Genomic DNA, 23,719 nt, shown 5'->3' on the forward strand with positions numbered 1-23,719 from the left:
AAGAAACATCGCGACACTTCTGTCAGGACATAGGTAACACTTTTACTCTCGGCCTTATCCTGCATATCTTGCCGCCCTTTGTCTTTCAATTGGGCGATCCTCCCAGCGTAGCTGGATCTTGTTATTCTTTTATTAAGAAAAAGAGAGATCGCCAGGTCGATCTCAAGAAAAGCGGCGCCGAGTCGCCGCACTCCAAAAAATCAAAGACCAGGCAGGAGTGAATAAAAAATTAAATCGCTGGTTTAAATTTATTTTTGGTGGGGTTGCTGGAGGTTCTTAGTTCAGTTTTTATAAAAAAAATGGTAAAATGGATGGCTTAAAAACAGGGAGAAACCCATGTCGAGCTATTCCGTAGATCTATTCAGCCCAACTACCTTTCAGAGGCCTTGGGGGTGGGATATGGAACGCGATGAGCCTATCGACCTTCCTCTTAAAGAGTCGATGATCGAGTTTGTGACCAACTTCTTTAACTTCATCCCGGGACTTCAACATGTAGAGGTGACGCACAAAAGCTTAGCAGGGCACTATTTTGTTACGGAGTCCCTCTCCACTCCGTCTACCTTAGAAACAATTGCAAAAGTCGCCCTATGTTTCACCGTTGTTGTTCCTCTAATTATCCTTCTTGCTCACTTGATTATTCGCTCAGTTTATACTTTCGAATTTACTTGCCCTGCCAACGCATACAGATTGATTCCTAACAATCTAGGAAGACACTATGGTTTGGATCTTGATACTGCTACACAGTGTCCTGGCAGCAACTACTCAATCTCATTAAGAGAGGCGATCGACTTTGTTGATGAAGAGCTGTTGAAAGGAAGAGCTGCAAATAAAAGGAAGACCTTCCCAGAGCTAAGGACCGCAGGGGAAGTCAGCGCTGAAAAGCGAAAGTACACTCTCAATACTATATCTGTGCCGCCAGGAGTAAGCGAGCCATTAAGCCAAAATCAGAGATGGCACCCCTATACCTTCACCGTTCTCGAAAATATCACGACAAGAATCTCGGGGTCTGTTGTCTTTGACGGCAATAATAACTGGCTAGAGATGATCCTCTCCATGCTTGTTGAAGCAAAGAGAATCAGTGAGTGGGAAAAGGTAGGGTCTCGTCAGTACCGGATCCTCTTTCCGCAAACTTAATTTTTCTGCACGAGATTGAGAACGGGTATCCCTAGCTCTTCGACAGCTTGTGTAACTTGGCTAGTTGAGAGGGTGTAGAGGCACTCGCTCCTCTTGCTTCCCCCGCACCCATCCATGAAGCAGGGGCGGCAAGAAAAGGGCTGAGCAACGACTTTTGCGCGGGGGTTCTGCCAAGGCCCCCAGTTGATCTCCGATGAGGGACCAAAGAGCGCAACAACGGGCGTTTTGAGCGCCGAGGCGATGTGCAGAGGCACTGAGTCGACGCAGATCAGGCATCTACTCAGTTCAATCAACGCACCGAGCTCCTTCAATGTCATCTTCCCCCCAAGGTCCAGAAATGAGCCATCGGGCAGATCCTTGACGATCTCCTGAATAAAGGCGCGCTCCTCCGCATCTGGCCCGGAGGAGAGGACGACTCTGCCGCCGAGCCTGCGAATAAGCTCTGCCGTAAATGCGGGCGGGGGACACTTGAAGCGCCAGCGGGAAACAGGATGTATGAGGAAGAATCCCCCCTCTTCAAGTCCAGCCTCTTTAAGATGGGCTTCGATCTTTTTTCGCGCGCTATCCGGAACGTGAAAGAAGAGCTCCTTCTCGTTAACTTCAGGAAAGATCCCCACTCTTCGAAGTAGATCCAGCTGCTTTTCAACAGTGTGCCTCGGTGTGCGCGGAGCCTTGGCGATGTGGGTGTAGATCCTCTTCTTTCCGATAAAGCCGCTCTTGCCGGGGTCGAATCCTGCGCGGCACTTGGCTCCGGACAGGAGAGCGACGATCGCTCCCCGATCCCCTTCCGTTAAGTTGAGGACGAGATCGTATCTCTTCTTTCGGATGCCGAGAAGCAGCTGCGCTTCTTTCCAGAGCCTTACAAAAAGGGAGCGCTTCTTGATCTTCTGGTCATAGGTGACAAAATTTTCAATTGCAGGATGCCCCTCGAGCATCGGAAGCGTCTCTTTGTAGATGAGAGCGTCGATCTGAGCGTCTGGAAATCTTTTTTTTAAGAGAGAAAAAACAGGCGATGTAAGGAGGACATCTCCATGGTGGCGGAGCTTCACAACGAGGATGCGCTCCACTCGAGAAAGGTCTGGATAGTTGCCGTAGCTCATATTGTGCATGAGAATAATTTAGCCACTTCTTATAATACAAGGCCGTTACACAATTACGTCTATTTAGGAGAATAAAGATGGCCCTCGAACAGACCCTTTCTATCATTAAACCCGACGGCGTTGCCGGCAATCACATCGGCGAGATCATCGCCCGCTTTGAAAAATCTGGGCTAAAGATTGTAGGAGCAAAGATGCTCCACCTCAGCCCCGAGCAAGCAAAAGGCTTCTACGCTGTACACGCTCACCGCCCCTTCTTCCAAGAACTGATTAACTTCATGATCTCAGGCCCTTGCCTCATCATGGTTCTCGAAGGACAAGATGCTGTGATGAAGAATCGCAATCTGATGGGAGCGACAAATCCGAAAGAAGCTGCGCCAGGAACGATCCGCGCTGACTTTGCAAAGACGATCGACAAGAACGCGGTACACGGCTCTGACAGCCTAGAGAATGCGAAGACCGAAATCGCCTTCTTCTTCCGCCCAAACGAGATCATCTCCCGTTAAGAAGAAAAGAAAAAGAGGGAGTTTTACACAGAGATCACAGAGACACAGAGAGGGAAGAGAAGAGAAAAATTGCCGCGAAGCGGCAGAGCATCCATCTTTTCTGCGGTGAGCAGAAAAGATGATCTTCTCCTCTTTCTCTCAAGTCTCTGTGATCTCTGTGTAAACTCTTCTAATCTTTTGCAGTGTTAATGCGGGTGCGGAGGGCATCGAGCTCTTGGGAGAGGAGAGGAGGCAGGTGGCTGCCGAAGATGGAGAAGTAGCTTTTGATCCCTTCGATCTCTTTCAGCCACTCTGTTTGATCGATTGCGAAGAGCTGCTTCAGGTTCTCCTTGGGAAGGGGAAGATCGATAAGATCGAGAGCACCCTCTTTCGGAATCCAGCCAAGAGGAGTCGAAAGAGCAGAATCTCTTCCTGAAGTTCTTTCAAAGATCCATTTTAAGATGCGGACGTTTTCGCCAAAGCCGGGCCAGAGAAATTTTCCATCTGAAGACTTTCTAAACCAGTTCACGTAGTAGATGCGCGGCAGCTTGTCGGCTGCTATGAGTTTTCCCATATCTAGCCAGTGCTGAAAATAGTCGCCCATATTGTAACCGCAAAAAGGGAGCATCGCGAAGGGGTCGTGTCTGAGCTTGCCAACTTCGCCCTTTGCTGCAGCAGTTGTTTCGGAAGAGAGGGTGGCCCCAAGGAAGGTGCCGTGCTGCCAGCTTAAAGCTTCAAAGACAAGAGGCAGTGTAGAGCTTCTTCTCCCTCCGAAGATGATAGCAGAGATGGGAACTCCTTTGGGATCATTCCATTTTGAATCTAGAACCGGACATTGACTAATAGGCGCAGTGAAGCGCGAATTGGGATGAGCAGCCTTCGTCTGAGAAGCCGGAGTCCAGCTCTCCCCTGTCCAGCTGATGAGCTTCTCAGGGGGTTCTGGGGTCATCCCCTCCCACCAGACATCTCCATCGGGCGTGAGCGCAACATTCGTAAAAATAGTGTTCTTCTCAATCGCGCGCATCGCATTGGGATTCGACTGGTAGGAGGTGCCGGGCGCAACTCCAAAAAGGCCAGCTTCGGGATTGATCGCATAGAGCTTGCCATCAGGGCCTATCTTCATCCAGGCGATGTCATCACCGACACACTCGATCTTCCAGCCGTTTAACGTCGAACTGAGCATCGCAAGGTTTGTCTTGCCGCAAGCTGAAGGAAAAGCCGCTGCAATGTAGCGCTTCTCTCCCTGAGGATTGGTAACGGACAGGATGAGCATATGCTCTGCTAGCCACTGCTCTTCTCGAGCCATGACTGAGGCGATTCTAAGGGCAAAACACTTCTTTCCAAGAAGGGCGTTTCCTCCATAACCACTGCCGAACGACCAGATGCTTCTCTCTTCTGGGAAGTGAACGATGTGACGCTTGTCGGGCGCACAAGGCCAGGTGGAGTCCTTCTCTCCTGGAGAGAGTGGTGCGCCAACAGAGTGCATGCAGGGGACAAAAAAATCATTTTTTAAGGCTTTTAGCACCGGGCTGCCCACGCGCGTCATGATGTGCATGTTGACGACAGCGTAAGGAGAGTCTGTGATCTGCACGCCAATATGTGATATTAAAGAGCCGCAGGGGCCCATGCAGAAGGGGATGACATACATCTTTCTTCCGCGCATGCACCCTTTAAATAGCTCTTTTAAGGTGGCGCGCATCTCTTCGGGATCCCGCCAGTTATTGGTCGGGCCCGCCTGCTCTTTTGTCTTGCTGCAGATGAATGTGCACTCTTCTACGCGCGCGACATCATCGGGGTGCGAGCGGCAGAGAAAACTACCTGGACGTTTTTTGGGATTAAGAGGGATGAAGGTTCCCTTATTCACAAGCTCTTTACAGAGAGCGTCATACTCCTCTTTCGAGCCGTTGCAAAGGTGCACGCTTTCGGGTGTACAGAGCGCGATGGCCTCTTCAACCCAGCGGATCAGACCCTGATTGGTAGTCCACCGTCGAAGATCTGCGCTCATTTAGAGACTCTGCTTGCGCTTCTTGAACTTGTATAAGTATTCGAGAGCTTTGCCCGTTCCCAGGCAGACGGCAAGAAGTGGGCTCTGTGCCACGATGACAGGAAGTCCCGTCTCTTTGATTAGAGCTTTATCAAGACCTTTGATTAGCGCGCCGCCACCCGCAAGCACCATTCCCCTCTCAACGAGGTCTGCTGCAAGTTCAGGAGGGCACTTCTCTAAAGTGAGCTTGACGCTCTCGATGATCTGCTGGATAGGCTCAGCAAGACACTCGCGTATCTCGACCGAGTTAATTCTTTTTGTGAGGGGCAGGCCGGCGACCTGGTCGCGACCGCGCACCTCCATCTCGAGCTCATGGTCTCCCAGAGGGTAGGCCGAGCCGATCGTCATCTTAATCTCTTCGGCAGTTCTTGGGCCGATCATGAGATTATAGGTACGGCGCATGTAGTTGACGATGCACTCGTCAAACTCATCACCCGCTATGCGGAGAGATCTGGACTCTACGATGCCACCGAGAGAGATGATCGCAATTTCAGTTGTACCGCCGCCCACGTCGATGATCATGTTTGCACATGGCTCATGGACAGGCATGTCGACTCCGATTGCAGCAGCCATCGGCTCTTCAATCAGAATGACCTCTTGAGCGCCAGCTCTCAGGGCCGAGTCTTCTACGGCTCTCTTCTCTACACCTGTAATGCCTGAAGGAACTGCGATGAGGATTTTAGGGCGGAAGAGGCTGCGCGCAGGAGTGACTCTTTTAATAAGGGCTTTAAGCATCCCCTCTGCGATTTCAAAATCTGCGATGACCCCATCTTTCATGGGGCGGACAGCATGGATCTTTCTCGGTGTTTTTCCAAGCATCGCCTTCGCTTTATGGCCGACGGCTAAGACCTCATTAGTAGTGGAGTCTACGGCGACAACGGAGGGCTCAGCGAGAACGATGCCTTTTCCGCGGACGTAAACGAGAGTATTTGCAGTGCCTAAGTCGATACCGATATCGCTGGAGAAAAGACCGGCAAAACGCCCATACTTTTCAAATAGATTCTGACCTGCTTTAAGAATGACACTTTTAATGTCTTGTTGATTGGAATTATTCATGAGTTATGTTTTTAGAAGTTCTAATACATCTTCCCAAGTAAGCTTAGATATAGCCTCATCATCGCAGCTCACCACTTTCTTGACTAATCCTTTTTTCCTCTTCTGCATCTCGGCGATCTTCTCTTCGATCGTCCCGAGCGTAATGAGCTTATAGGCTGAGACTGAATTCTTCTGACCGATTCGGTGGACGCGGTCGGTCGCCTGGTTCTCGACGGCAGGGTTCCACCACATATCATAGTGGATGACCGTGTCGGCGCCAACGAGGTTCAATCCCGTGCCGCCAGCTTTTAGCGAGACCAGGAAGACAGGGATGGAGGCGTCTTCATTAAATTTTTTAACTACTTCCAAGCGATTCTTGGTAGAGCCATCCAGATAAGCGAAACGGATCCCCTTCTGTTCGAAGTCGTCCCTCATAATCTGGAGCATGCGGGTATACTGACTAAAGATCACCGTTTTATGCTTTCCTTCGATCAGCGTTTGAAGGAGGTCGACAAGCATGTCATACTTGGACGAGTCCCCAATCTCCGCCTTCTCTTTTGCAAAGATCGCTGGGTGACAGCAGATCTGTTTAAGGCGTGTGAGAGTAGCGAGGACGTGGATCTGAACGCGGTCGAAACCATCTCTTTGAACCAGCTTGGTAAGCTCGTCGCGGGCAGAAGCTGCGTAAGAGCGGTAGAGATCTTGCTGAACGTCGCTGAGTTTGCAATGGTAGACGTTCTCGGAGACAGGAGGAAGATCATCAAGCACATCGCTCTTCATGCGGCGCAAGATGAATGGAGCCACCTTTTTGCGTAGATATTCGAGGTTCTTGGTAAGTTCTGGACCCGAAACGCGCACATACTTCTCTACAAAGCGCTCGTAACCGCTTAAGAATCCGGGCATGAGGAAGTCGAATAGACTCCAGAGCTCGTCCAGCGAATTCTCGATAGGTGTACCGGAGAGAATCAGGCGGTGGTCTGCCTGCACCATCTTGACCGATTTAGCATTGCGTGTGCCGCGATTCTTAATATGCTGAGCCTCATCGAGGATCACGTAGGAGAATTGAACCGTCTTATAGCTCTCAATGTCTTTCTGCAGCAGCGTGTATGAGGTGATTACCACATCATACTTCTCAATCGTATCGATAAGGCGCTTGCGTTGAGAGGGAATGCCATCTACAACCTGCGCTTTTATGCCCGCATTAAACTTATTAAACTCTTCGCGCCAGTTATGCAGAAGGGAGGTTGGGCAGACGATGAGGCAGACCTTCTTCTGTTTGCTTCGAAGCTGCGTAATTGCAACGATCGCCTGCAACGTCTTTCCAAGACCCATATCATCGGCGAGAATCCCGTTAAGATACATGAGGCGGAGGCGCTCAAGCCACTTAACCCCATCTGCTTGGTAGGAGCGCAGAGTAGCTTTCACCTCTTTCGGAACAGCGCTGAAAGTAAACTGCTTCTCCCCTAGCATCTGCTTGCGGATTTCAAGCAGCTTGTCCGAGATCTCAACTTCGACAGGAAGCCCTTTAAATGAGTCTGCATCGATATTGGCAAGACTCCAGAGCGGCCTCTCCATCTTGTGATCTTCTAATACATTGATTCCCAGCTCGTCAAAAACCTGAACAACGCCGCTGATTCTATCCAGATCGAGGACGAGAATCTTGGACATCTTTCCACTATCGGAGCTCTTCTTGCCCTGTTTCATCTTGGGAGAGTCCAACTCGATAAACGCCTTCTTGGAGGCGATGCACTCCCAGAGCTGATCCAGCTTAACGCCTTTTAAAGCCCCATTTACCTTCAGATCGATCTCGTAGATATCGATTCGGTGGGAAGGAGCGAGCTTCAGCGTGAACTCTGTCTGATCGTAGATGAACTGGTCTAAGAGATTCTGCGGGCAGTTGAATGTGACGCGCTCCTGATTGCGAGGAATCAGATCGGTCATAAATTCAACGATCTTCTTGTCGGACTTAGTGACGTAAGCGCCCATCTCTGGATTAAAAATGAAATCTGAAAAGAGATCTTCGATGATCTTGCGCTCTTCAACTAGATTGCGCGCAAGAACCCCCTCTTCTGTAACGAAAGATGTGACGTCATTATAAGTGAGCTGAGTTGGAGCTGCAGGAATCTTATGGTGGTCGTAGTGGAAGTGGAGCACAGCATCGAGCTCACCATTTAAAAACGAGAGGTCGCAGCTCGCACGCACCTGCCCTACGTAGGGAAGAGTAACAAAGTCTTCGATCACACGCTGGTTTGCCACTTCTGTAAATCGGCTGAGCTCGGGAAGAGCATTCTCAACAAATGTTCCAAAAAGAGGCTGAGGAACCGTCATCTCGCGAATCGGGTGCAGATTGCGCAGGTGAAGACGAGTAATCTGTGCAGGGAAGCGGTAGTAGGCGTTCTGATAGAGCATGCCAGGCTTGGCACATTCAAAAAACTTCGCATCTTCAATCTGGACGACATTTCCACTGACCACAAGAGTGGGATTCAGAAGAATTTTTGAAGTCGGAGGAGGAATATATTCAAGGGCGAAGCGAAATTGCGCCGGCTGCAGCGAGAAGCGCAGCGGAGACTCTAGACTGCTCTCATATAACCCGTTAAGAGTGGGGAGCTCCTCATCTTGAGGAGAAAATCCAAGATTTACAGCCGCCTCGGAGGCGATCTCGTGGGCTTTAGCGAGGATGAGGCCAAACACCTCGCCATCGATGCTCGCGGCTCTCTGAGCTCTCTCTGAACCTATCGCATCTGGAAAGCGCGCATGGTCCATGATCATGCCTACAATCTCTTGCTGCGAGGCGTCGAAGGAGTCTTTTGAGAAGCGGAAGCGCTTACTTCCAATGAAGAGCTGCTCTCCGTAGCGCATCTTCTCAAGAAACTGCTTGATGTTGGGGATGTGCAGAGGCTTCGAACGGGAGGGCAAGCGGAGCGCAATCTGTATCTCCACCAGATTCTTCCCATCCTTATCCCCTTGAGTAAGCGGAGTAAATACGAGCGAGAATTCGGCGCGGTCGATCTCATGCTTTTCAGGCGCTCTAAAGAAGGGAGAGATCGCGAGAAGCTCTGAAGAGGTGATATACTCTTGAAGCATCTGCTTCTGGAACTGCTCCTCCTGCCTCTGAACCTCTTTTGTCTCCGCCTCTTTCACCTTCTGAAGGATGTTCTCCTTCTCTTCCTTGTCGAAATCCTCTTCTTCAGAAAGCTGTTTTAAATCGGTCTCTTTTGAGTAGCTAACTAGAATGCGATCCAGATGCTCTTCGAGATAGAAGAGAAGCGCCGCTAAGTGGTGGCAGTCGTAGTTATAAGGACAGTCGCAATCTGAATCGATCAGCTCGCACTCTTCGCGGTTAATCTCGATCTCGCTCTCGTAACTGTTCTCAAACTGTCCGGAGATCCGGCCCACGATGCGCATCGAGCGGCCATCGAGATGGAGCAGCTTTGCAGAGACAACTTTTTTCTTTTCAAAGAGCTCTTTCCCCTCTTTGACGATGTTCGATGAGAAATCTTGTTTTAACTTGCGAAAGTTCAGCATAATCCGTTGAGTTTTTTCTGAACCTATCTGCAAACTCAAAAACTTATTATTTGCGGATAGGGTCTTAGTTTTTCCATGCTTGTACATTTTTTCTTTAAGTCCCGCAACAAAAAAAAGAATCTACACTTTGCACTGCTCTATGAAGCTAAACTGTTTTTCGGTGAGCTAGCGAAAAATAGTGAAAAAAATAACGGGGCCGATTAATGTATTTCTTTTTGATTTGATGCGGGTGTAGCTCAGTGGTAGAGCATCACGTTGCCAACGTGAGGGTCGTGAGTTCGAACCTCATCACCCGCTATGACCTTCTTGAGGAGTTTCCATGGAAAATCAGTCTGAAACGCACGACTTCTCGAATGATTCTGTGCGCGTTGTCGTCCACCACAAACCGAAGTGCCGCGTAGAGCTAGAAGTAGAGGTAAAGCCCTCCTTAGTACATACAGCGCATAAAAAGGCGATTCGCAGTCTCTCAAAAGAGATCTCCGTTCCAGGCTTCCGCAAAGGAAAAGCTCCAGATGAAGTAGTCATCAAAAAATACCCTCAAGATCTAGACAAAGCATGGCAGGAGATGATCGCAGACGTCGCTTTCCGCGAGAGCATCAGCCTCTGCAAAGTTCCTCTTCTCAGCAAAGACACAAAGATCACCTTTAAGATGCAGAGCCATTCTATGGATGGCGCAAAACTCTTCCTCACTTTCGATACTCAGCCAAAACTTCCCACAATTAATCCTAAAGAGATCCAACTCAAAGAAGTTCCGCGCCCTGAAGTAAACGATGAGAAGGTCGAAGAGACGATCCGTCAGGTACAGCTCTTCTTTGCCGAGTGGAAAGAGATTAAAGACCGCCCAGTGAAAGAGGGAGACTACGTTCTCCTCGATGTCGATGTTATCGACGAAGAGCCACCAGTACGCCTCTTCTCAAATACCCGCTTTGAAGCCACAAAGAAGTCGATGGCAGAGTGGATGCGTAAGCTCGTCATCGGCATGAACGTCGGCGACCAGAAAGAGGGCGTAAGCGTTCCAGATGAAGATGCAAAAGCAGAAGATAAAGCTGCGCTTAAACCAAAGAAGGTACGACTCGTCCTCAAAACAATCGAAGAAGCACTTCCTCCTCCTGTTGATGACGCCTTCGCCGTTAAGCTCGGCGTTGCCAACCTAGAAGATCTTCGCGCCTCTCTTCTCAAGCACCTTAATAAACAAGCCGATGCTCACGTCCAGGAAAAACTGCGCGAGCAGCTCAACGAGGCTCTCTTAAACCAGTTCCCCTTCGAACTCCCGAATACTCTCATCGAAAAAGAGACCCAGTTCCGCATGAAGCAGCTCGCAGAAGATGCGCACTTCAAAAAAGAGTGGGAAGCGATGAAAGAAGACGACCGCAGAAAGATGGTCGAATCGATCTACACACAGTCTGAAAAGGCCGTTCGCCTCTTCTACCTCTGCCGTAAGATCATCGCAGATGCGAAGCTTACCATCACCGCAGATGACATGCCTAAAGCTCCGACGAACATGCTAGAGGCGCTGATGATCCCTCAGCCCAACTACCATGCTCACGACCACTCAGAGGTCAGACAAGCCGAGACCTACTCTCGCCTCGTCCTGGAGAAGGCAGAAGACTACCTAATCTCCCAAGCAACCATCGCCGCTGCTTCCGTTTAAGCGCTCGTAGAAAAGAGAGCGCCCGCCCGGAAGAGAACGGACCGGAAACGGACGAAAATGGACACGCGCTGAAGAAAGAATCCTCCCCCTCTCTTGCCCGCCTGTCCACTTCGTCCACCGATGTTCATTTTCTTTTCGGGCCTTCTTCAAAGAGAAAGGTTCTCTGTCTTTTTATCTGCAACTGCGACTGGACGCGAAAGGGACCCGCGCTGGCAAGCGTGGGATGAGCCGCCTGGAGCAGCCCTTCGATGCATATCGCACAGCAAAATTGCACCCGCAGGAGAGCGCGGCGAGCGCGTCAACGGGGTAGTACTCTGTACACCCCTTCTCCGAGGACGCGATTTGGCAAAGCGAGATGCAGCGCAAGAGGGTCGCAGGGAGGCCCCGGAGCGGATATGTATACGATCCCCTATGTCATTGAGGATACCGGCCGTGGCGAACGCGCGATGGATATCTTCTCTCGCCTTCTGAAAGATCGAATTGTTTTCATCGGAACAGAGATCAACGATCAGGTTGCCAATACTGTTATTGCTCAGCTGCTCTTCCTGCGCGCTGAAGATCCCAAGAAGGATGTCAACATCTACATCAACTCCCCCGGCGGAATCATCAATGCTGGCCTGGCGATCTACGACACGATGCGCTTCATGGGGTATGAGATCAACACCTACTGCCTCGGACAAGCGGCCTCAATGGCGGCGCTGCTCATGGCTGCAGGAACAAAGGGAAAGCGCTACGCTCTTCCAAATAGCCGTATCATGATTCACCAGCCTTCAGGCGGAGTTACAGGCACCTCTGCAGATATACACCTCCAAGCGCGTGAAATTTTAGAGCTGAAGCAGATGTGCGCTAAAATTATCTCAGAGCTTACAGGCCAGCCAATCGCCAAAGTGCTTGAAGACTCCGAAAGAGACTTCTTCATGAGCCCAGATGCCGCAGTAAAGTATGGAATCATCGATAAGATCGCGGTTCAGCCTCCGCGTGCGACAGAAGTTAAAACATCATAATACTCGAGATAAATAGATGCAAAAAAAGGACAAGGAGACGCCCACCTGCTCATTTTGCGGGCGTACAGAAGAGGCTGTTGAAAAGCTCATTTCAGGACCAGATACCTTCATCTGCGACAAGTGCGTTAGACTCTGCATGGAGATCGTCGAGAAGAAGCCGGTTCATCATGAGCTAAAAATCCTAAAGCCGAAAGAGATTAAAGAGGCGCTCGATGAGTATGTGATTGGCCAGGTGAGCGCCAAAAAAGCGATCTCTGTTGCTGTATATAACCACTACAAGCGCCTCCGTTCGATCGGAAAAGAGAAGGATGTCGAGTATGTCAAATCCAACGTGCTTCTACTGGGCCCTACCGGTTCTGGAAAGACGCTGACTGCTAGAACTCTCGCAAATCTCCTAGACGTTCCTTTTGCCATTGCAGATGCGACAACGCTTACCGAAGCGGGCTACGTGGGAGAGGATGTCGAGAACATCATCCTGCGCCTCGTCCAGGCTGCCGACTATGACATCGCAAGAGCCGAAACAGGCATCATCTATATTGACGAGATCGATAAGATCCGCAAAACGACCTCTAACGTCTCGATCACACGCGACGTCTCTGGAGAAGGGGTGCAACAAGCCCTTCTGAAGATTGTAGAGGGCACCGTTGCAAACGTCCCCCCAAAAGGAGGCCGCAAGCACCCAAACCAGGAGTATATTAAGGTCAACACTCAGAATATCCTCTTCATCGTGGGAGGGGCCTTCGTCCACCTGGATAAAATCATCGCAAAACGCCTCGGGAAGACGACCATCGGCTTCGATGCTGCCGAGACCCGCACCTTTGATGCGAGCGAGACCAACTACCTCCTCTCGAAGGTAGAGCCTGAGGATCTGGTTCAATTTGGAATGATCCCCGAGTTTGTGGGGCGTTTTAACAGCATTGCAAACTGCAACGAGCTGACAATTGAGGATCTGGTCGATATTCTAACAAAGCCCAAGAATGCGATTGTACGCCAGTATCAGCAGCTCTTCCGCGAAGAGGGTGCAGAACTCCGCTTCACAGAAGAGGCTCTGCGCGCAATGGCTGAAAAGGCAAAAGAGACGGGCACAGGCGCTCGCGCCCTGCGCATGATCGTAGAAGGTCTATTGTTGGAACTGATGTTTGAGGTTCCCTCAGATCCTTCGATCAAAGAGATCCTCATTGAGAAGTCGTGCATCACAGAGCGTGCTGCTCCGATCATCAAACGCGCGACCTCGGCTTAGCCCTGGCTAAAAGAAGCTGCAGAAGGTGTGTAAGTGTAAGCATCTAAACCAGCGCCCATTCCAGACTCGTGAGAGAAGGCTTGTGGCACATCTACCTGCTGTCTGCGCGGGGTAGTAGGCTGGCTGCCGTCGCTTCGCGCCGATGCATCTGTTCTCGTATTTCTCTTGCTGTCTACGCTACTTCCCACAGGTCTTCGCCTTGCAAGACTTCGCTGTTCCAATCGCTCCCTGCGAGCTCTGGATGCTGCCTGAGCAGCTGTCCGTTGAGTATTAGTAGGAGGAGCTAATGCCGGTAGGGCTGGAGCAGCATGACGCGCAAGGTAAGCATTATGCGTCTTCGTCATCGTCGAATTTAACTGAATGACCTCATTGTGAAGTGCAGAGCCATTACCAATAACCATATCGTTATAGATGGCCTCATTTTGAAGCTTTCTGGTTATTCCTTTGAATTCGAATGGGCTAGGAGCATCTTCATTTTCTTTTAGCGTGCGAAAGAAGTTAAATTGAAAAGCTGAGGATCTTGCGACCTCGTCAGCACCCGTTGCTTCGACAGTCTTTTTGATGCCTGCAATCAGCCCTTGAAGCTCAGCGCTGTTAAACGGAAGATCTAAGTTGTTCATGAAGAAGGTGACTTTGAATCGCTTTCCGTGGGCGATGAAGTATCCAGACCCATCCGTGCGATTCAATCTAAGGCTATCTCTTCCGGAAGCCGCTCCTGCGCCTCTTGTACCTGTTTGTAAATCAATCACCACAGCATCCGTTTCACTACTAGATGAACTGCCCAACCCTCTTACACTCGAAGCTGCTGATGACATAAAACTCCTATTAATTATTGTAAATTAATTTTAACATAATTAAGATAATTAGTCAATTATTAGCGAATAATTATTTTAATAAAACAAAAAGGAGAATCTTTCGATTCTCCTTTATCCTCAACGAGTTGGGATTTAACCTTAACCACCCTGAGAGAGGATAACTGCCCACTGGAGGGAGTCTTTCGGCATTCCAGAAGCCTGGCTGAAGAACCCTTGCATGTTCTGAGCCGCGCTCTCTGCGCTTCCCATCATCGTGCTGCTGTTCTCCGAGATCGCCTGTGCTTTCTGGCCGTTGGCCTGCTGAGCAGCTGCAATCGCAGTGTAGGGAGCTTGTCCGAGCGCTCCACCACCCTGAATAAGTCCAGGAATAGCCTGTTCGCACATCTTCGCGAGGCTGAGCTGACCAGCCCATCTCTTTTCGATTTCAGCTCTTCGCTGAGTCTTCTGCTCTTCAGTGAGAGGTCTTGGATTATCCCTAGCAGGAGCAGCATCCACATCTTTTTCCACACGAGCTTGAACGTTCTGGTTTCTTGCACCAGGGGCCGCAGCGCCCGCTTCGCCTTGAGCTGGCATAGGAGCTTGAGGACGAAGTTGACCCATTTCAACCGCAGCTTCTGGAGCTTCTTCCACACGAGCAGCAAGTGCTTGTGGTCGGTCGTTGACAGTGGCAAGTTCGGCTGCCTGTCTTCCGCTGGCATACATGCCCACGAGACCGCCCCCGATTCCCACGATACCGCCAGCCATTCCGCATACGCCAGAAACAGTCTGGCCAGATGCTTGTGCGAGGCCCGATGCAATCGTAGAGTTTACGAGAGACTGGGTGATCGTCATTTTGGCTTTAATGCAATCTCTAACAACCTGGTTGGCTTCAATCATACCGTTGTTGAGGTTGGTCATCAGCTGACCCGCCATCGAGATGATCTTCCCCTGTAACATCATATTGCTGCTTGACATACTCTTACTTCCTTTTTTTAATTATTAATTTGTTAGCTTAAAACGCCTCTGAGCATATCGCTTCCAGCTCTCGAAACACCGTCATAAATTCCCTTTATTCCAGAGGTAACTCCCTTCGTCAGGTCGTTCAAATTAGTAAACGTTCCGCTAATCTGATCACTCATGTTCTTGTTAAACGACTGGTAGTTCTGTTGAGCTCCGTTTAGGCCTGCAAGAACTCCGTTCTGATGAGCGAGCTCTTCAGAAAGCTGTCCTACTTGTAAGCTATAAGAACCTTCAACAACCCCTACCGATCCCCCAGCAACCGCTGCAGCAGAACCTAGCGAGCCAACAACTCCAGCTCCGACAGCTGTCCCTGTAGCGAGCGCTCCGGCTCCCCCTAAAACAATACCGATTACCATAAGGGCAGTCATCCAAGGCCTCAATGCACTCATCTTGTCTGTCAGATCCTGGATCTGGCTGGCAATTACGCCCACAGTCTTATTGTAGGTTGCCATCAGGTCAGATGTCTGGTGCACCGCATTCGACATATCTGTTGCAGCCTTCCCTTGAGAGAGGACGTTCTCCTTCATCGCAGTACTCAGGAGTGTGAGCAGCTCGCAGATCGCCCAAATTGAGCCCTGGTTATTTGGGCTCTCTGATGGCGCGACTGGAGCGGCACTTGTATTTGTATCTATTTTCATCTTGTTTGCTCCTAAGTTATTAAGCTGCACCCTGAGACCAGACCATGTTCTTGTACCACTGAAGCGCGTTGTTGATCATGTTCGATGTCTGCGTCTTCTGGTCGTTGGCAGGTCCAATGTACTGGTTATTGATCTTCATCATGTTGTTCTGGTCCTGCTGAACAGTGGTCTGATCCTGCTGAACCTTACTGCTCGCTTCTCCCGCTTTACCCTGGTCATACTGAACAGAGGCAGGAACCTCATCCATCACCTTGCCGAAAATCGCGCTTTGGCCATTACCGTGCTCCCATAGTGCGTAGACGCAACCGATAATGATCGCTGCTACGGCAAAGAAGATCGCTCCGAGACCTGCAACAGGCACTGTCGCAGCTCCCATAACCATCATCGTCGCAGCGACAGCCAGAAGACCGCCCGTAGCACCACCAATCATCAAACCGGAAATACCTTTACCGTTAATGTTGCTTGTCGCACCTGTTTCGCCCATCTTGCCCGCATCGGGAAGAGCTGCAGCATCGGTCTTCCAAGCATCTAAGTGCTGCTGGTATTGAGCATTAAGCACTCCCTCTTTGTTATAACTAACAGCGATACCTTCATTCGTTACATCTCTACTTTGCGACATCACATCCATGATGAGCAGCCAGACGTTACCGCCGTAGCTTGTCGCTTGTTTTGCTTCGCTCGCACTAAGTGCTTCGCCCATTCTTGTTGAACTTGTCATAGAAATACCTTTTGTTATTTTTATTATCTTGTTTTCATGATCTTTGCCCAAGAGCCGGCAGCGCTACCGAACATCAGAGCGTCCTGCTCGATATTCGTCTGAGCGGGATTGATCCGTGTCTGATACTCTTGAACCATTGTACTTCTTGACTGAGAAACAGCTGATCCTTCAGCTTGAACAATCGACATCTGCGACTGAATCTCGCGTTGAGCTTCTTGGATGCCAACCAGGTCAGTCGGCTCGATTTTAGCACTCTTTGCGATCAAGCTATTTAGCTGCGCTTCTGCTGCTGAGAAGGCGTCGTTCTGCTTATCGAAACCGCTCTTTAAGAGCTTCTCTTTATCCATTCCCAAGTTAATGCTCGCTTGCTGAGCATCCATATCACCTAACATGATATTGACGATGATCAGGAAGGCGTTCTGTGCGAGGCTATTTGTATCATCGCTTGCCGCAGGAGCCACTTTAGAAGAGGCGGCTGTTGGAGAGATTGAACTACTCATTTTTTACCTATTTTTATGATTTAAAATTCTTAGTTAGACCCGCTTGGCGCCATCACGTTTGCAAGCATGAGACTCAGCTGCAAAATCTGCTTCGCTGTGCCCAATGTCGCGTTCGCCTGACCCGCAAGAGTCGTAGCTCTCGCATCGATCTTTCCTGTTGTGCCCGATATCAGAGCGGTCTGATCTTTCTGAAGACCTGTCATCTCTGTAGACATAGAGCTGAGCTGATTCTTAACAGAATCGATCTGACCAGCTACGTTCTTAAGATCCTGGGCGAGACAAGCATACCTAGCAGCAGCTGCCGCAGAGCAGGCTACAGCTCCTAAAGGTCCGTAAATAAACGTCCAACCTGCACGCTCTGCAACCCACTTAGCGACGTTTGCAGGCTCCATCTCAGTTCCAATCTCTGCAGCTTGATTCGCAAGATCGACCAGCTTGTTCTGGCTATCATCGATCTTCTTCTGCAGATCATCTATCTTCGCCTGGTCGGCCTTCACCTGGTCAAGCGTCTTTGAAACCGCTTGCAGAGAGAGAGAGCTTACCCCTGAGAGGCGAGCCATCTGTGCATCCTGCTGGTGATAAGCGATAAAGCTCGTCAAAAAGGACTCGATCGCCTTCATATCACCATTATACTTGGCCAGCATCTGGTAGAGGCGGTGCATGAAGTCGGCGGTATTTAAGTCGCCGTTTGCAGAGTTCTGTGAAGCCGTCGCCGTATCATTCGATACGCTGAGCGCTTCCATGAGCACCTGCATGTAATTTGTTGTTGTACTTGGATCGATTGTCATCTTTAACTTCCTATTTTATATTATTATTAACCTTACACTTCAGGAAACTAGGCGGAGATTATCCCCCTGGAGCCAAGTGCTGAACAATCAAGTTGATCATCGAGTTCATGCTTGTGATGAAGTTCTGACCTACCTGGTTATCCTGCTGAAGGTTGGCACCGGCAACGTTAAGCTGCTGGTTCAAGTTACTTGTAAAGTTACCGTAGTCCGACTCAACGATCGATAAACTCACTGCACCAGCCGCGCCTGAACCGTCTGTCCAGCTGTGGAAGGTGCCGCTATCTGTAGGCTGCTTAGCAGCGTAAAAGAGGGCCGCGCCCAAGCTACCGTCCTGGTTATTGTCGATCATGCTGACGATCGACTGGTTATTACCATCTGGTCTCCAGTCAATAGTCGTATTCAAGATCATGTTCACGCAGTCGTTAGACTCGTCCATACCATCACCGCGGTACTTCGGGTTAAAGTTATAGTTCTTAGCGTCTTTGTTCATCTGCATCACGTCTTTCTTAAATGCAGCAACGTCAGCTTGGTAAGCAGGGTCCATCAGCGCGTCAGATGCGCTCTCATTCGGGTGGTCTGCTGCGTACTGCTGAATACGAGTCACGTCATCGTCAACTTTCTGAGTATCAGAAAGCACAGTACTAAACGCGGTCGACTCGTTCGCCATGCCAGAAACCTGATTACCGATACCTTCGATTTTCATGATCAGCGTTGCGATCAGGTAGTACATACTCTGGTCTTTAGAGTCGTATTTTGAATCGTTAGCCTTCTCAAGGTCTTGGATCAAGAGGGTCATTGGATCGATGTGGGTAGCCATGTTTTTTTGCCTTTTTTATGTTTTTATTAATCTTTTAATTCTAATTAAGCTGACATCCACTGAGACTTATTCGCCAATTTCGCTTTCTTGTCTTTCTTCCCACCACCTCTGAGTTCAGCATGCGCTGCATCAGACTCCCTTGCCATCTCCGATTTGAAAGCTTCTAGGTACTGCCAGCTCTCAGGAGAGAAGTTCTTCGGATCGGCTGCGTACTGCTCCAGCATCTCTTTTGTCAGTCCCATATCAGCTAAGAGTCTGTCGTAGTCTTGCGTGATCTCTTGCTGCTTCTTCGTGAAGGCTTGTCTTGCAAGCTCTCTATCTGCAGGAGAGGCGGTCTGGATCTCTTTCAAGAGCTTTAACGACTCCGCCGAGCTTCTTAAAATCCCTTGAAGCTTCTCTACAGCCTCGGGAGATGTCTTAAGACCCTTCAGTAAATCTGTCATTTTGCTTTCGTCCATACTTCCTCTTTTTTATGTTGTTAGTATTAAGTTATATTGTCCCACTTATTATTATAGCATAGTATTAATAAATTTCAAACAAAACATTAACATTTTCTTAACGAACTGTTAATAAAGGTGTTATGGGGATAAATCCGAGAATATGAATTATAAGAGACTGATATGCAGAGGGTTACCCTTTCATCCAATCGGACTTTTTGGGCCCTTTATGCTTATGGGGATGCCCAGAAGGATGGCTAGAATCTGGAGCTTTTGCAGGAGGCTCTTCTAACACGCTATCTTTCAAAGCTTTAGAAGCAACTGAAACTAGGCCATTTAGGGCCTCTTGGGTCGATTGCAGGAGACGCCAGTGCTCTTCGGAGAATTGCTGAGAGCTCTTCATGTAAGAGATAACTTCAGGTTCCGACGCCCCAGCCGCCTGGCAGAGAGCCGGTATCTCTCGCCCTAAAAGGGCTGACATCTCCTGCACTTCAACCAGGAGCTCCTTTCGCCTCTCCTCCCCCGCAATGGCCAGCTCTTGAACGAGCTCGCTGAAGATCGAGAGCGCCTCTCTGAAGGCCTCCTCTAACCGAGGAGTCCGCTTCGACATATCTGTAAGTAGATCTTCAAGTCTACGAAGCTGATCTTCTGCCATAATTATTATCGTATACTCCAACGCCCCTTTTTCCACGCAAGAATAAGATTAGGAGATAAAGAAGAAAGAATCGGGCACGCACGCGGGCACGGGCACGTTCACGAAAGAAAGAAGGCTCTTCTCGACCTCTCTTTTCCCCTTTCCCTCTTTCGTGAACGTGCCCGCGTGCGTGCCCGCGCCCGATCCTCTCTTCTTTTTTGTTTTTGCATTTTTTTGTGATTTCAGCTTTAATTTCGGAAGAGGGTCACATGTCATCTCTGATTGAACAGCATCTTACTCGTCTGATGGAAGATCTCGAACTTCCTCCGGTTCCACCCAAGGATGAGGCAAAGGCCTTTCAGCTACAGTTCGGTCCTGAGATGAGCGTGACTCTCAAAGAGGTTGATGGGCAGATCTTTCTTTTTTCAAAGATCGGCGCTCTTCCTCAGCAGAAGCGTGAAGAGCTCTTCATCCTGCTGATGAAGGCTAATCTTTTAGGACAGGGAACAGGCGGAAGTGCGATCGGTCTGGATCCCGCGGAGAAGTTCTTGACACTCTCTTTGGCGATCCCGTATGACATGAATTATAAGGCTTTTAGAGAAACAATCGAAGATTTTACAAACTTTACAGACTACTGGCGCAAAGAGCTTATCCGACACGCCGAAGAAGCTGAAAAGAGTTTATTCGGACAATAATATAAGGCAATATGGCAGGATATCTGATTGCGGAAGAGGGTCCGCTGACGGGAATTATTCTTCGTTTTGAAGAAGGACAAGAGTGGGTCATCGGCCGCGATCCCGACGTAACTGATCTAGTTCTTGAGGATCCGCTCGTCTCAAGAAGACACGTGATCATCCACCTGACTTCTGAAGGGTATCTCTTAGAAAACTTAAGCTCTGTCAATCCAGCCACTCAGAACGGCAAGATCATTACTGAATCTGTTCTCCTCTCAGAAGGAGACATCATCCAAGTTGGAAGCACCTTTTTCCGTTTTACCAGCAAAGAGCCCGCTCTTGAAGAGGAGGCTCCTGTCGAAGAAGCTCCTACTCTTGAAGAAGAGGATCTAACGAGCGCAGAAATTGAGAGCACCTACGACGCGCGCTGGCTGATGAAGGTGATCACAGGTCCGAATGCCGGGGCTGAGTTCTCGATGAACAAAGGGGCGATCTACCTCATCGGAAAAGACCCTAACCTCTGCGACATCATCTTCCACGACTTAAGCGTCTCAAGACAGCACGCACGCCTTACTGTTGACGATCAAGAGAATGTCTTTATCGAAGATATGGGCAGCCGAAATGGCGTCTTGATTAACGGCGAACCAATTTCGGGAAAGCATCAGATCTCCTCTCAGGACCTGGTTGCCCTCGGCACTACCACATTCCTTCTCATCGATCGGAAAGAGGCACGCGAAACGATCGTCTCTGCCACGATTACACATCCAGCAAGAGCCGAAGAGACTCATGGTGAAGAGGAGATGGAGCGGGAGACCGCAACCACTACCCTCGCCCCTGTGCGCGAGTGGAAAGAGATGAGGATTAAAAAACGCCACCTCGTTCTAGGCGGAATCGGCATCTTCCTGCTCTTCTTCCTATTTATGGGAACCTTCTCGCTTTTTAAAGTTGAGCCGGTCGTTGTTGCTGAAAAACATGAGAGCGAGCAGATCCAAGAAGCGCTCAAGAACTACCCCGACGTTCAATTCTCATTCACACAGTCGAACGGCAAGCTCTTTCTAGTGGGACACGTCCTAACTGCAGTCGATAAGCAGGAGCTTCTCTATACTCTAAGCGGGATCTCTTTCATCGGCGAAGTCGAAGATAATGTGGTTGTAGATGAGTATGTCTGGCAGAACATGAATGCGCTGCTGATGAGCAATCCCGACTGGCAGGGGATCTCGATCCACTCGCCCTCTCCTGGAAAGTTTGTCATGCGCGGTTATCTTGAAACGCTCGAACAGGCGCAGGCTCTCTCCGATTATATGAACGTCAACTTCCCCTATCTAGATCGATTAGACAATCAGATCGTTGTGGAAGGAAATCTTGCGACGCAGATCCAGAGCATGCTGATGGAAAAAGGATTTGGAACGGTTCTCTTCCAGCTCTCCAACGGCGAACTGGTTCTAACTGGCAGAGTCGACGAGAAGAACAAGACGGCTTATGAAGAACTGGTTAACCATTTTAAAGCGCTGATGGGCGTGCGAACAGTGAAGAACTTTGTGGTGCTATCGACCTCCGAATCTTCTCGCATCGACATCTCAGACAAGTATAAGGTGACTGGATCTTCCAAAAAAGATGCGCAGAACCTCTTCGTTCTAATCAATGGAAGAATCGTCGGAAAGGGCGATCTCATCGATGGAATGATGATCACAACTGTGCTACCGAGCATGATCCTTCTCGAAAAAGATGGATTAAAATTTCGAATTAATTACAATCTGCAATAACGGGGAACTATCCTCTACAGCACATAGGAGCTGTCAAGATGTACGGTTTAGAAAAAAAAGAAAAAGCGACTTTTGAATTTGACTTGGAAAAGGATTTAAAAAGCGATCCAGCCAAAGTTCACAAGCTCATTAAAATGGTAGAAGGAAACATCCTTGAAATTAAAGGAAAACTGCGCCAAGGAGCTGGCTCAGAAGAATTCGATAACTACGGCATTCTTCTTCATGGTTATGCAGCTCTACAGCGCGTATTAAATAGAATCGCAACTAAAAAACAGGATAAAAAATAATGCCCGGCCCTACACTTCATAATCCATGGTCTGGAACGATCTCTTTTTCAACTCTGATTAAAGCCTACATCGCACTACAGAGTAAGGTCGTCTCCGCTGTAAAAAACGTCGCGAGCTCTATTTCGAATGCCACTCCAGGTAAGTTCCTGCTCCTCCAGTTTCAGATGAGCCAGGTAACCCAGATCGGCGACTCGATCTCCAACTTAGTGAGCCAGGTTCAAACTGTGATCAACAACGCAGTGCGAAACCAGAAGACAGGATAAGTTTTTTAATTGTTCATTCTTTACTTTTAGAAGAGGACGCATTACATGCCGCAGCTAGCTAAATACAAAGACCATTTCATCCTCCTCGTCGAGGCTGGCTTTATTGCCGTTAACCAAGCGGATGAGGATGCTGCAGTGAAGCTCTTCCGCGCTTCAGAGCTCCTGAACCCAGAGAGCACTCTTCCTAAAGTAGGATTGGGCTATATGCACCTGTGCAAGCTCGAGCTGAAACAGGCGTGCAAACTGTTCGAAGAAGTTTTGCGTAAAGACCCTGCAAACGAGATGGCGAAAGCCTTCCTCGGCTTGAGCATGGCACTGACACCAAGCGATGTCTCAAAAGGAGAGAAGATTCTCGAAGAGACAGCGAAGCAGTCGAAAGATCCTGGCATCAAGAGCCTAGCATCTACTGCGATCGATTTCGTCGAGCGTTTTGTAAAAAAAGCTCCAGCTCCTATGAGCAGCGCCCCAAAAGCAAAAGAGAAGAAAAAAGCAAAGTAGGTTTGAAGTAGACTCATGGCAGCAAAAGGTCCGTTGGATGAAGTCCCTGGAAAGCAGCGGATAGATGCTACAGCCCCAATCGGCGAGGAGCAGAAGCTCTCTACGACCGGGCAGCCCTTCTCTTCATATATGGAGGAGGCTAAGAGCTCTACTCTTGGCGGCACGACACAGACTCCGCTTGCATCTCCATTTGATATCGCAGCTGGTCAGACTAAACTGCCAGCCACTCCGACTCTTGCAACGATTACGAATCAAGTGTCGAACGCTCAATCCACACTGGGCGATGTGAACAGCTACCTATCAAACTCCAACTTGAGATTGAAGCAGTCGAGCAAATATCTCCTAAAGAACAAGCTGCAGGATGCCAACACGCACATTCGCACCGCTTCGACAAGACTGGGAGCTGAGCCGAAAGAAGAAGAGGAGATGTCTGCCGGAACGGGACCAATGTCGCGCTTTATCGGCTATGTAACCAATGGCCAGAGTCTTTTAAATGGCGCTAAGCAGAGACTTGCTCAGATGCAAGAGAAGGGCGACAATATGAAGCCTGCCGACTTCCTTCTCATCCAGGTACAACTCAACCTCGCTCAACAGAGCTTGGAATACTCCTCAGTGGTCCTGAGTAAGGCGATGGACGATGTCAAGATGCTCCTAAACGTCCAGCTCTAGTGTA

General features: G+C 49.4%; 24 protein-coding genes and 1 tRNA gene. 12 read left to right on the forward strand and 13 right to left on the reverse strand.

Annotated elements, in window-relative coordinates; genetic code table 11:
• The first annotated feature begins 336 nt into the window (after positions 1-336).
• A complete protein-coding gene (locus HYX48_03390; GenBank protein MBI2742940.1) occupies positions 337-1,134 on the forward strand; it encodes a hypothetical protein in 798 nt (265 codons plus the stop codon).
• Here HYX48_03390 and rfaQ read toward each other — a convergent pair.
• Positions 1,131-2,243: a putative lipopolysaccharide heptosyltransferase III gene (gene rfaQ, locus HYX48_03395; protein ID MBI2742941.1), complete on the reverse strand. Its 1,113-nt coding sequence runs from the start codon at positions 2,241-2,243 to the stop codon at positions 1,131-1,133. The two genes, HYX48_03390 and rfaQ, sit on opposite strands and share 4 nt — an antisense overlap.
• Before the next feature lie 68 nt (positions 2,244-2,311).
• Here rfaQ and ndk point away from each other — a divergent pair, with 68 nt between their 5' ends.
• The gene (gene ndk, locus HYX48_03400) at positions 2,312-2,737 is read left to right on the forward strand and encodes a nucleoside-diphosphate kinase (GenBank protein MBI2742942.1); all 426 of its coding nucleotides are present in this window, start codon (positions 2,312-2,314) and stop codon (positions 2,735-2,737) included.
• Positions 2,738-2,906: 169 nt separating this feature from the next.
• Here ndk and HYX48_03405 read toward each other — a convergent pair whose 3' ends face one another.
• Genes HYX48_03405 through HYX48_03415 form a run of 3 tightly spaced genes read right to left on the reverse strand, consistent with a single transcriptional unit; the run spans position 2,907 to position 9,320 of the window.
• The gene (locus HYX48_03405) at positions 2,907-4,721 is read right to left on the reverse strand and encodes a phosphoenolpyruvate carboxykinase (GTP) (protein MBI2742943.1); all 1,815 of its coding nucleotides are present in this window, start codon (positions 4,719-4,721) and stop codon (positions 2,907-2,909) included.
• Positions 4,722-5,780 carry a rod shape-determining protein gene (locus HYX48_03410; protein ID MBI2742944.1) on the reverse strand — a complete coding sequence of 353 codons (1,059 nt, stop codon included), beginning with the start codon at positions 5,778-5,780 and terminating at the stop codon, positions 4,722-4,724.
• 39 nt (positions 5,781-5,819) lie between these two features.
• Entirely contained in the window at positions 5,820-9,320 is a 3,501-nt protein-coding gene (locus HYX48_03415; protein MBI2742945.1) for a DEAD/DEAH box helicase, read from the reverse strand.
• A gap of 225 nt (positions 9,321-9,545) precedes the next feature.
• On the opposite strand from HYX48_03415, the gene HYX48_03420 reads away from it, so the two are divergent.
• The 4 genes from HYX48_03420 (at position 9,546) to clpX (ending at position 13,215) form a co-directional block, all read left to right on the forward strand.
• Positions 9,546-9,617: transfer RNA gene (locus HYX48_03420), tRNA-Gly, on the forward strand.
• Between the two features lie 22 nt (positions 9,618-9,639).
• Positions 9,640-10,971: a trigger factor gene (tig, locus tag HYX48_03425; GenBank protein ID MBI2742946.1), complete on the forward strand. Its 1,332-nt coding sequence runs from the start codon at positions 9,640-9,642 to the stop codon at positions 10,969-10,971.
• A 395-nt stretch (positions 10,972-11,366) separates the two neighbouring features.
• A complete protein-coding gene (locus tag HYX48_03430) occupies positions 11,367-11,975 on the forward strand; it encodes an ATP-dependent Clp protease proteolytic subunit (protein ID MBI2742947.1) in 609 nt (202 codons plus the stop codon).
• A 16-nt stretch (positions 11,976-11,991) separates the two neighbouring features.
• The gene (gene clpX / locus HYX48_03435; protein ID MBI2742948.1) at positions 11,992-13,215 is read left to right on the forward strand and encodes an ATP-dependent Clp protease ATP-binding subunit ClpX; all 1,224 of its coding nucleotides are present in this window, start codon (positions 11,992-11,994) and stop codon (positions 13,213-13,215) included.
• Here the strand turns inward: clpX and HYX48_03440 are convergent.
• The 9 genes from HYX48_03440 to HYX48_03480 form a co-directional block, all read right to left on the reverse strand.
• On the reverse strand, positions 13,212-14,030 hold the full coding sequence (locus tag HYX48_03440) for a hypothetical protein (GenBank protein MBI2742949.1): 819 nt from the start codon (positions 14,028-14,030) through the stop codon (positions 13,212-13,214). The genes clpX and HYX48_03440 overlap by 4 nt on opposite strands.
• Before the next feature lie 138 nt (positions 14,031-14,168).
• Complete coding sequence (locus tag HYX48_03445; protein MBI2742950.1) at positions 14,169-14,984, reverse strand: hypothetical protein; 816 nt, start codon at positions 14,982-14,984, stop codon at positions 14,169-14,171.
• A 32-nt stretch (positions 14,985-15,016) separates the two neighbouring features.
• On the reverse strand, positions 15,017-15,667 hold the full coding sequence (locus HYX48_03450) for a hypothetical protein (GenBank protein ID MBI2742951.1): 651 nt from the start codon (positions 15,665-15,667) through the stop codon (positions 15,017-15,019).
• A gap of 19 nt (positions 15,668-15,686) precedes the next feature.
• Positions 15,687-16,385 (reverse strand): hypothetical protein, encoded by a 699-nt coding sequence (locus HYX48_03455; GenBank protein MBI2742952.1) that lies wholly within the window; start codon positions 16,383-16,385, stop codon positions 15,687-15,689.
• 23 nt (positions 16,386-16,408) lie between these two features.
• Positions 16,409-16,885: a hypothetical protein gene (locus HYX48_03460; protein MBI2742953.1), complete on the reverse strand. Its 477-nt coding sequence runs from the start codon at positions 16,883-16,885 to the stop codon at positions 16,409-16,411.
• 29 nt (positions 16,886-16,914) lie between these two features.
• The gene (locus HYX48_03465; protein MBI2742954.1) at positions 16,915-17,673 is read right to left on the reverse strand and encodes a hypothetical protein; all 759 of its coding nucleotides are present in this window, start codon (positions 17,671-17,673) and stop codon (positions 16,915-16,917) included.
• 58 nt (positions 17,674-17,731) lie between these two features.
• Complete coding sequence (locus HYX48_03470) at positions 17,732-18,310, reverse strand: hypothetical protein (protein ID MBI2742955.1); 579 nt, start codon at positions 18,308-18,310, stop codon at positions 17,732-17,734.
• A gap of 224 nt (positions 18,311-18,534) precedes the next feature.
• On the reverse strand, positions 18,535-18,948 hold the full coding sequence (locus tag HYX48_03475) for a hypothetical protein (protein MBI2742956.1): 414 nt from the start codon (positions 18,946-18,948) through the stop codon (positions 18,535-18,537).
• Positions 18,949-19,120: 172 nt separating this feature from the next.
• Positions 19,121-19,582, reverse strand: a complete 462-nt coding sequence (locus HYX48_03480; GenBank protein ID MBI2742957.1) for a hypothetical protein — start codon at positions 19,580-19,582, stop codon at positions 19,121-19,123.
• Positions 19,583-19,830: 248 nt separating this feature from the next.
• Between HYX48_03480 and HYX48_03485 the strand changes: the two genes are divergently transcribed.
• From HYX48_03485 to HYX48_03510, 6 genes are read left to right on the forward strand one after another with little or no spacing between them, the layout of a single operon-like run.
• A complete protein-coding gene (locus HYX48_03485; protein ID MBI2742958.1) occupies positions 19,831-20,256 on the forward strand; it encodes a type III secretion system chaperone in 426 nt (141 codons plus the stop codon).
• 11 nt (positions 20,257-20,267) lie between these two features.
• A complete protein-coding gene (gene sctD / locus HYX48_03490; protein MBI2742959.1) occupies positions 20,268-21,998 on the forward strand; it encodes a type III secretion system inner membrane ring subunit SctD in 1,731 nt (576 codons plus the stop codon).
• A 38-nt stretch (positions 21,999-22,036) separates the two neighbouring features.
• A complete protein-coding gene (locus tag HYX48_03495; protein MBI2742960.1) occupies positions 22,037-22,285 on the forward strand; it encodes a DUF5398 family protein in 249 nt (82 codons plus the stop codon).
• The gene (locus tag HYX48_03500) at positions 22,285-22,548 is read left to right on the forward strand and encodes a hypothetical protein (protein ID MBI2742961.1); all 264 of its coding nucleotides are present in this window, start codon (positions 22,285-22,287) and stop codon (positions 22,546-22,548) included. Before HYX48_03495 ends, HYX48_03500 begins: the two co-directional genes overlap by 1 nt.
• A gap of 45 nt (positions 22,549-22,593) precedes the next feature.
• A complete protein-coding gene (locus tag HYX48_03505) occupies positions 22,594-23,046 on the forward strand; it encodes a hypothetical protein (GenBank protein MBI2742962.1) in 453 nt (150 codons plus the stop codon).
• A gap of 15 nt (positions 23,047-23,061) precedes the next feature.
• Positions 23,062-23,715 (forward strand): hypothetical protein, encoded by a 654-nt coding sequence (locus HYX48_03510; GenBank protein MBI2742963.1) that lies wholly within the window; start codon positions 23,062-23,064, stop codon positions 23,713-23,715.
• The last annotated feature ends 4 nt before the right edge of the window (positions 23,716-23,719 follow it).

This window comes from Chlamydiales bacterium (assembly GCA_016185065.1).
In the GTDB taxonomy this organism is placed as follows: Bacteria; Chlamydiota; Chlamydiia; order Chlamydiales; family Rhabdochlamydiaceae.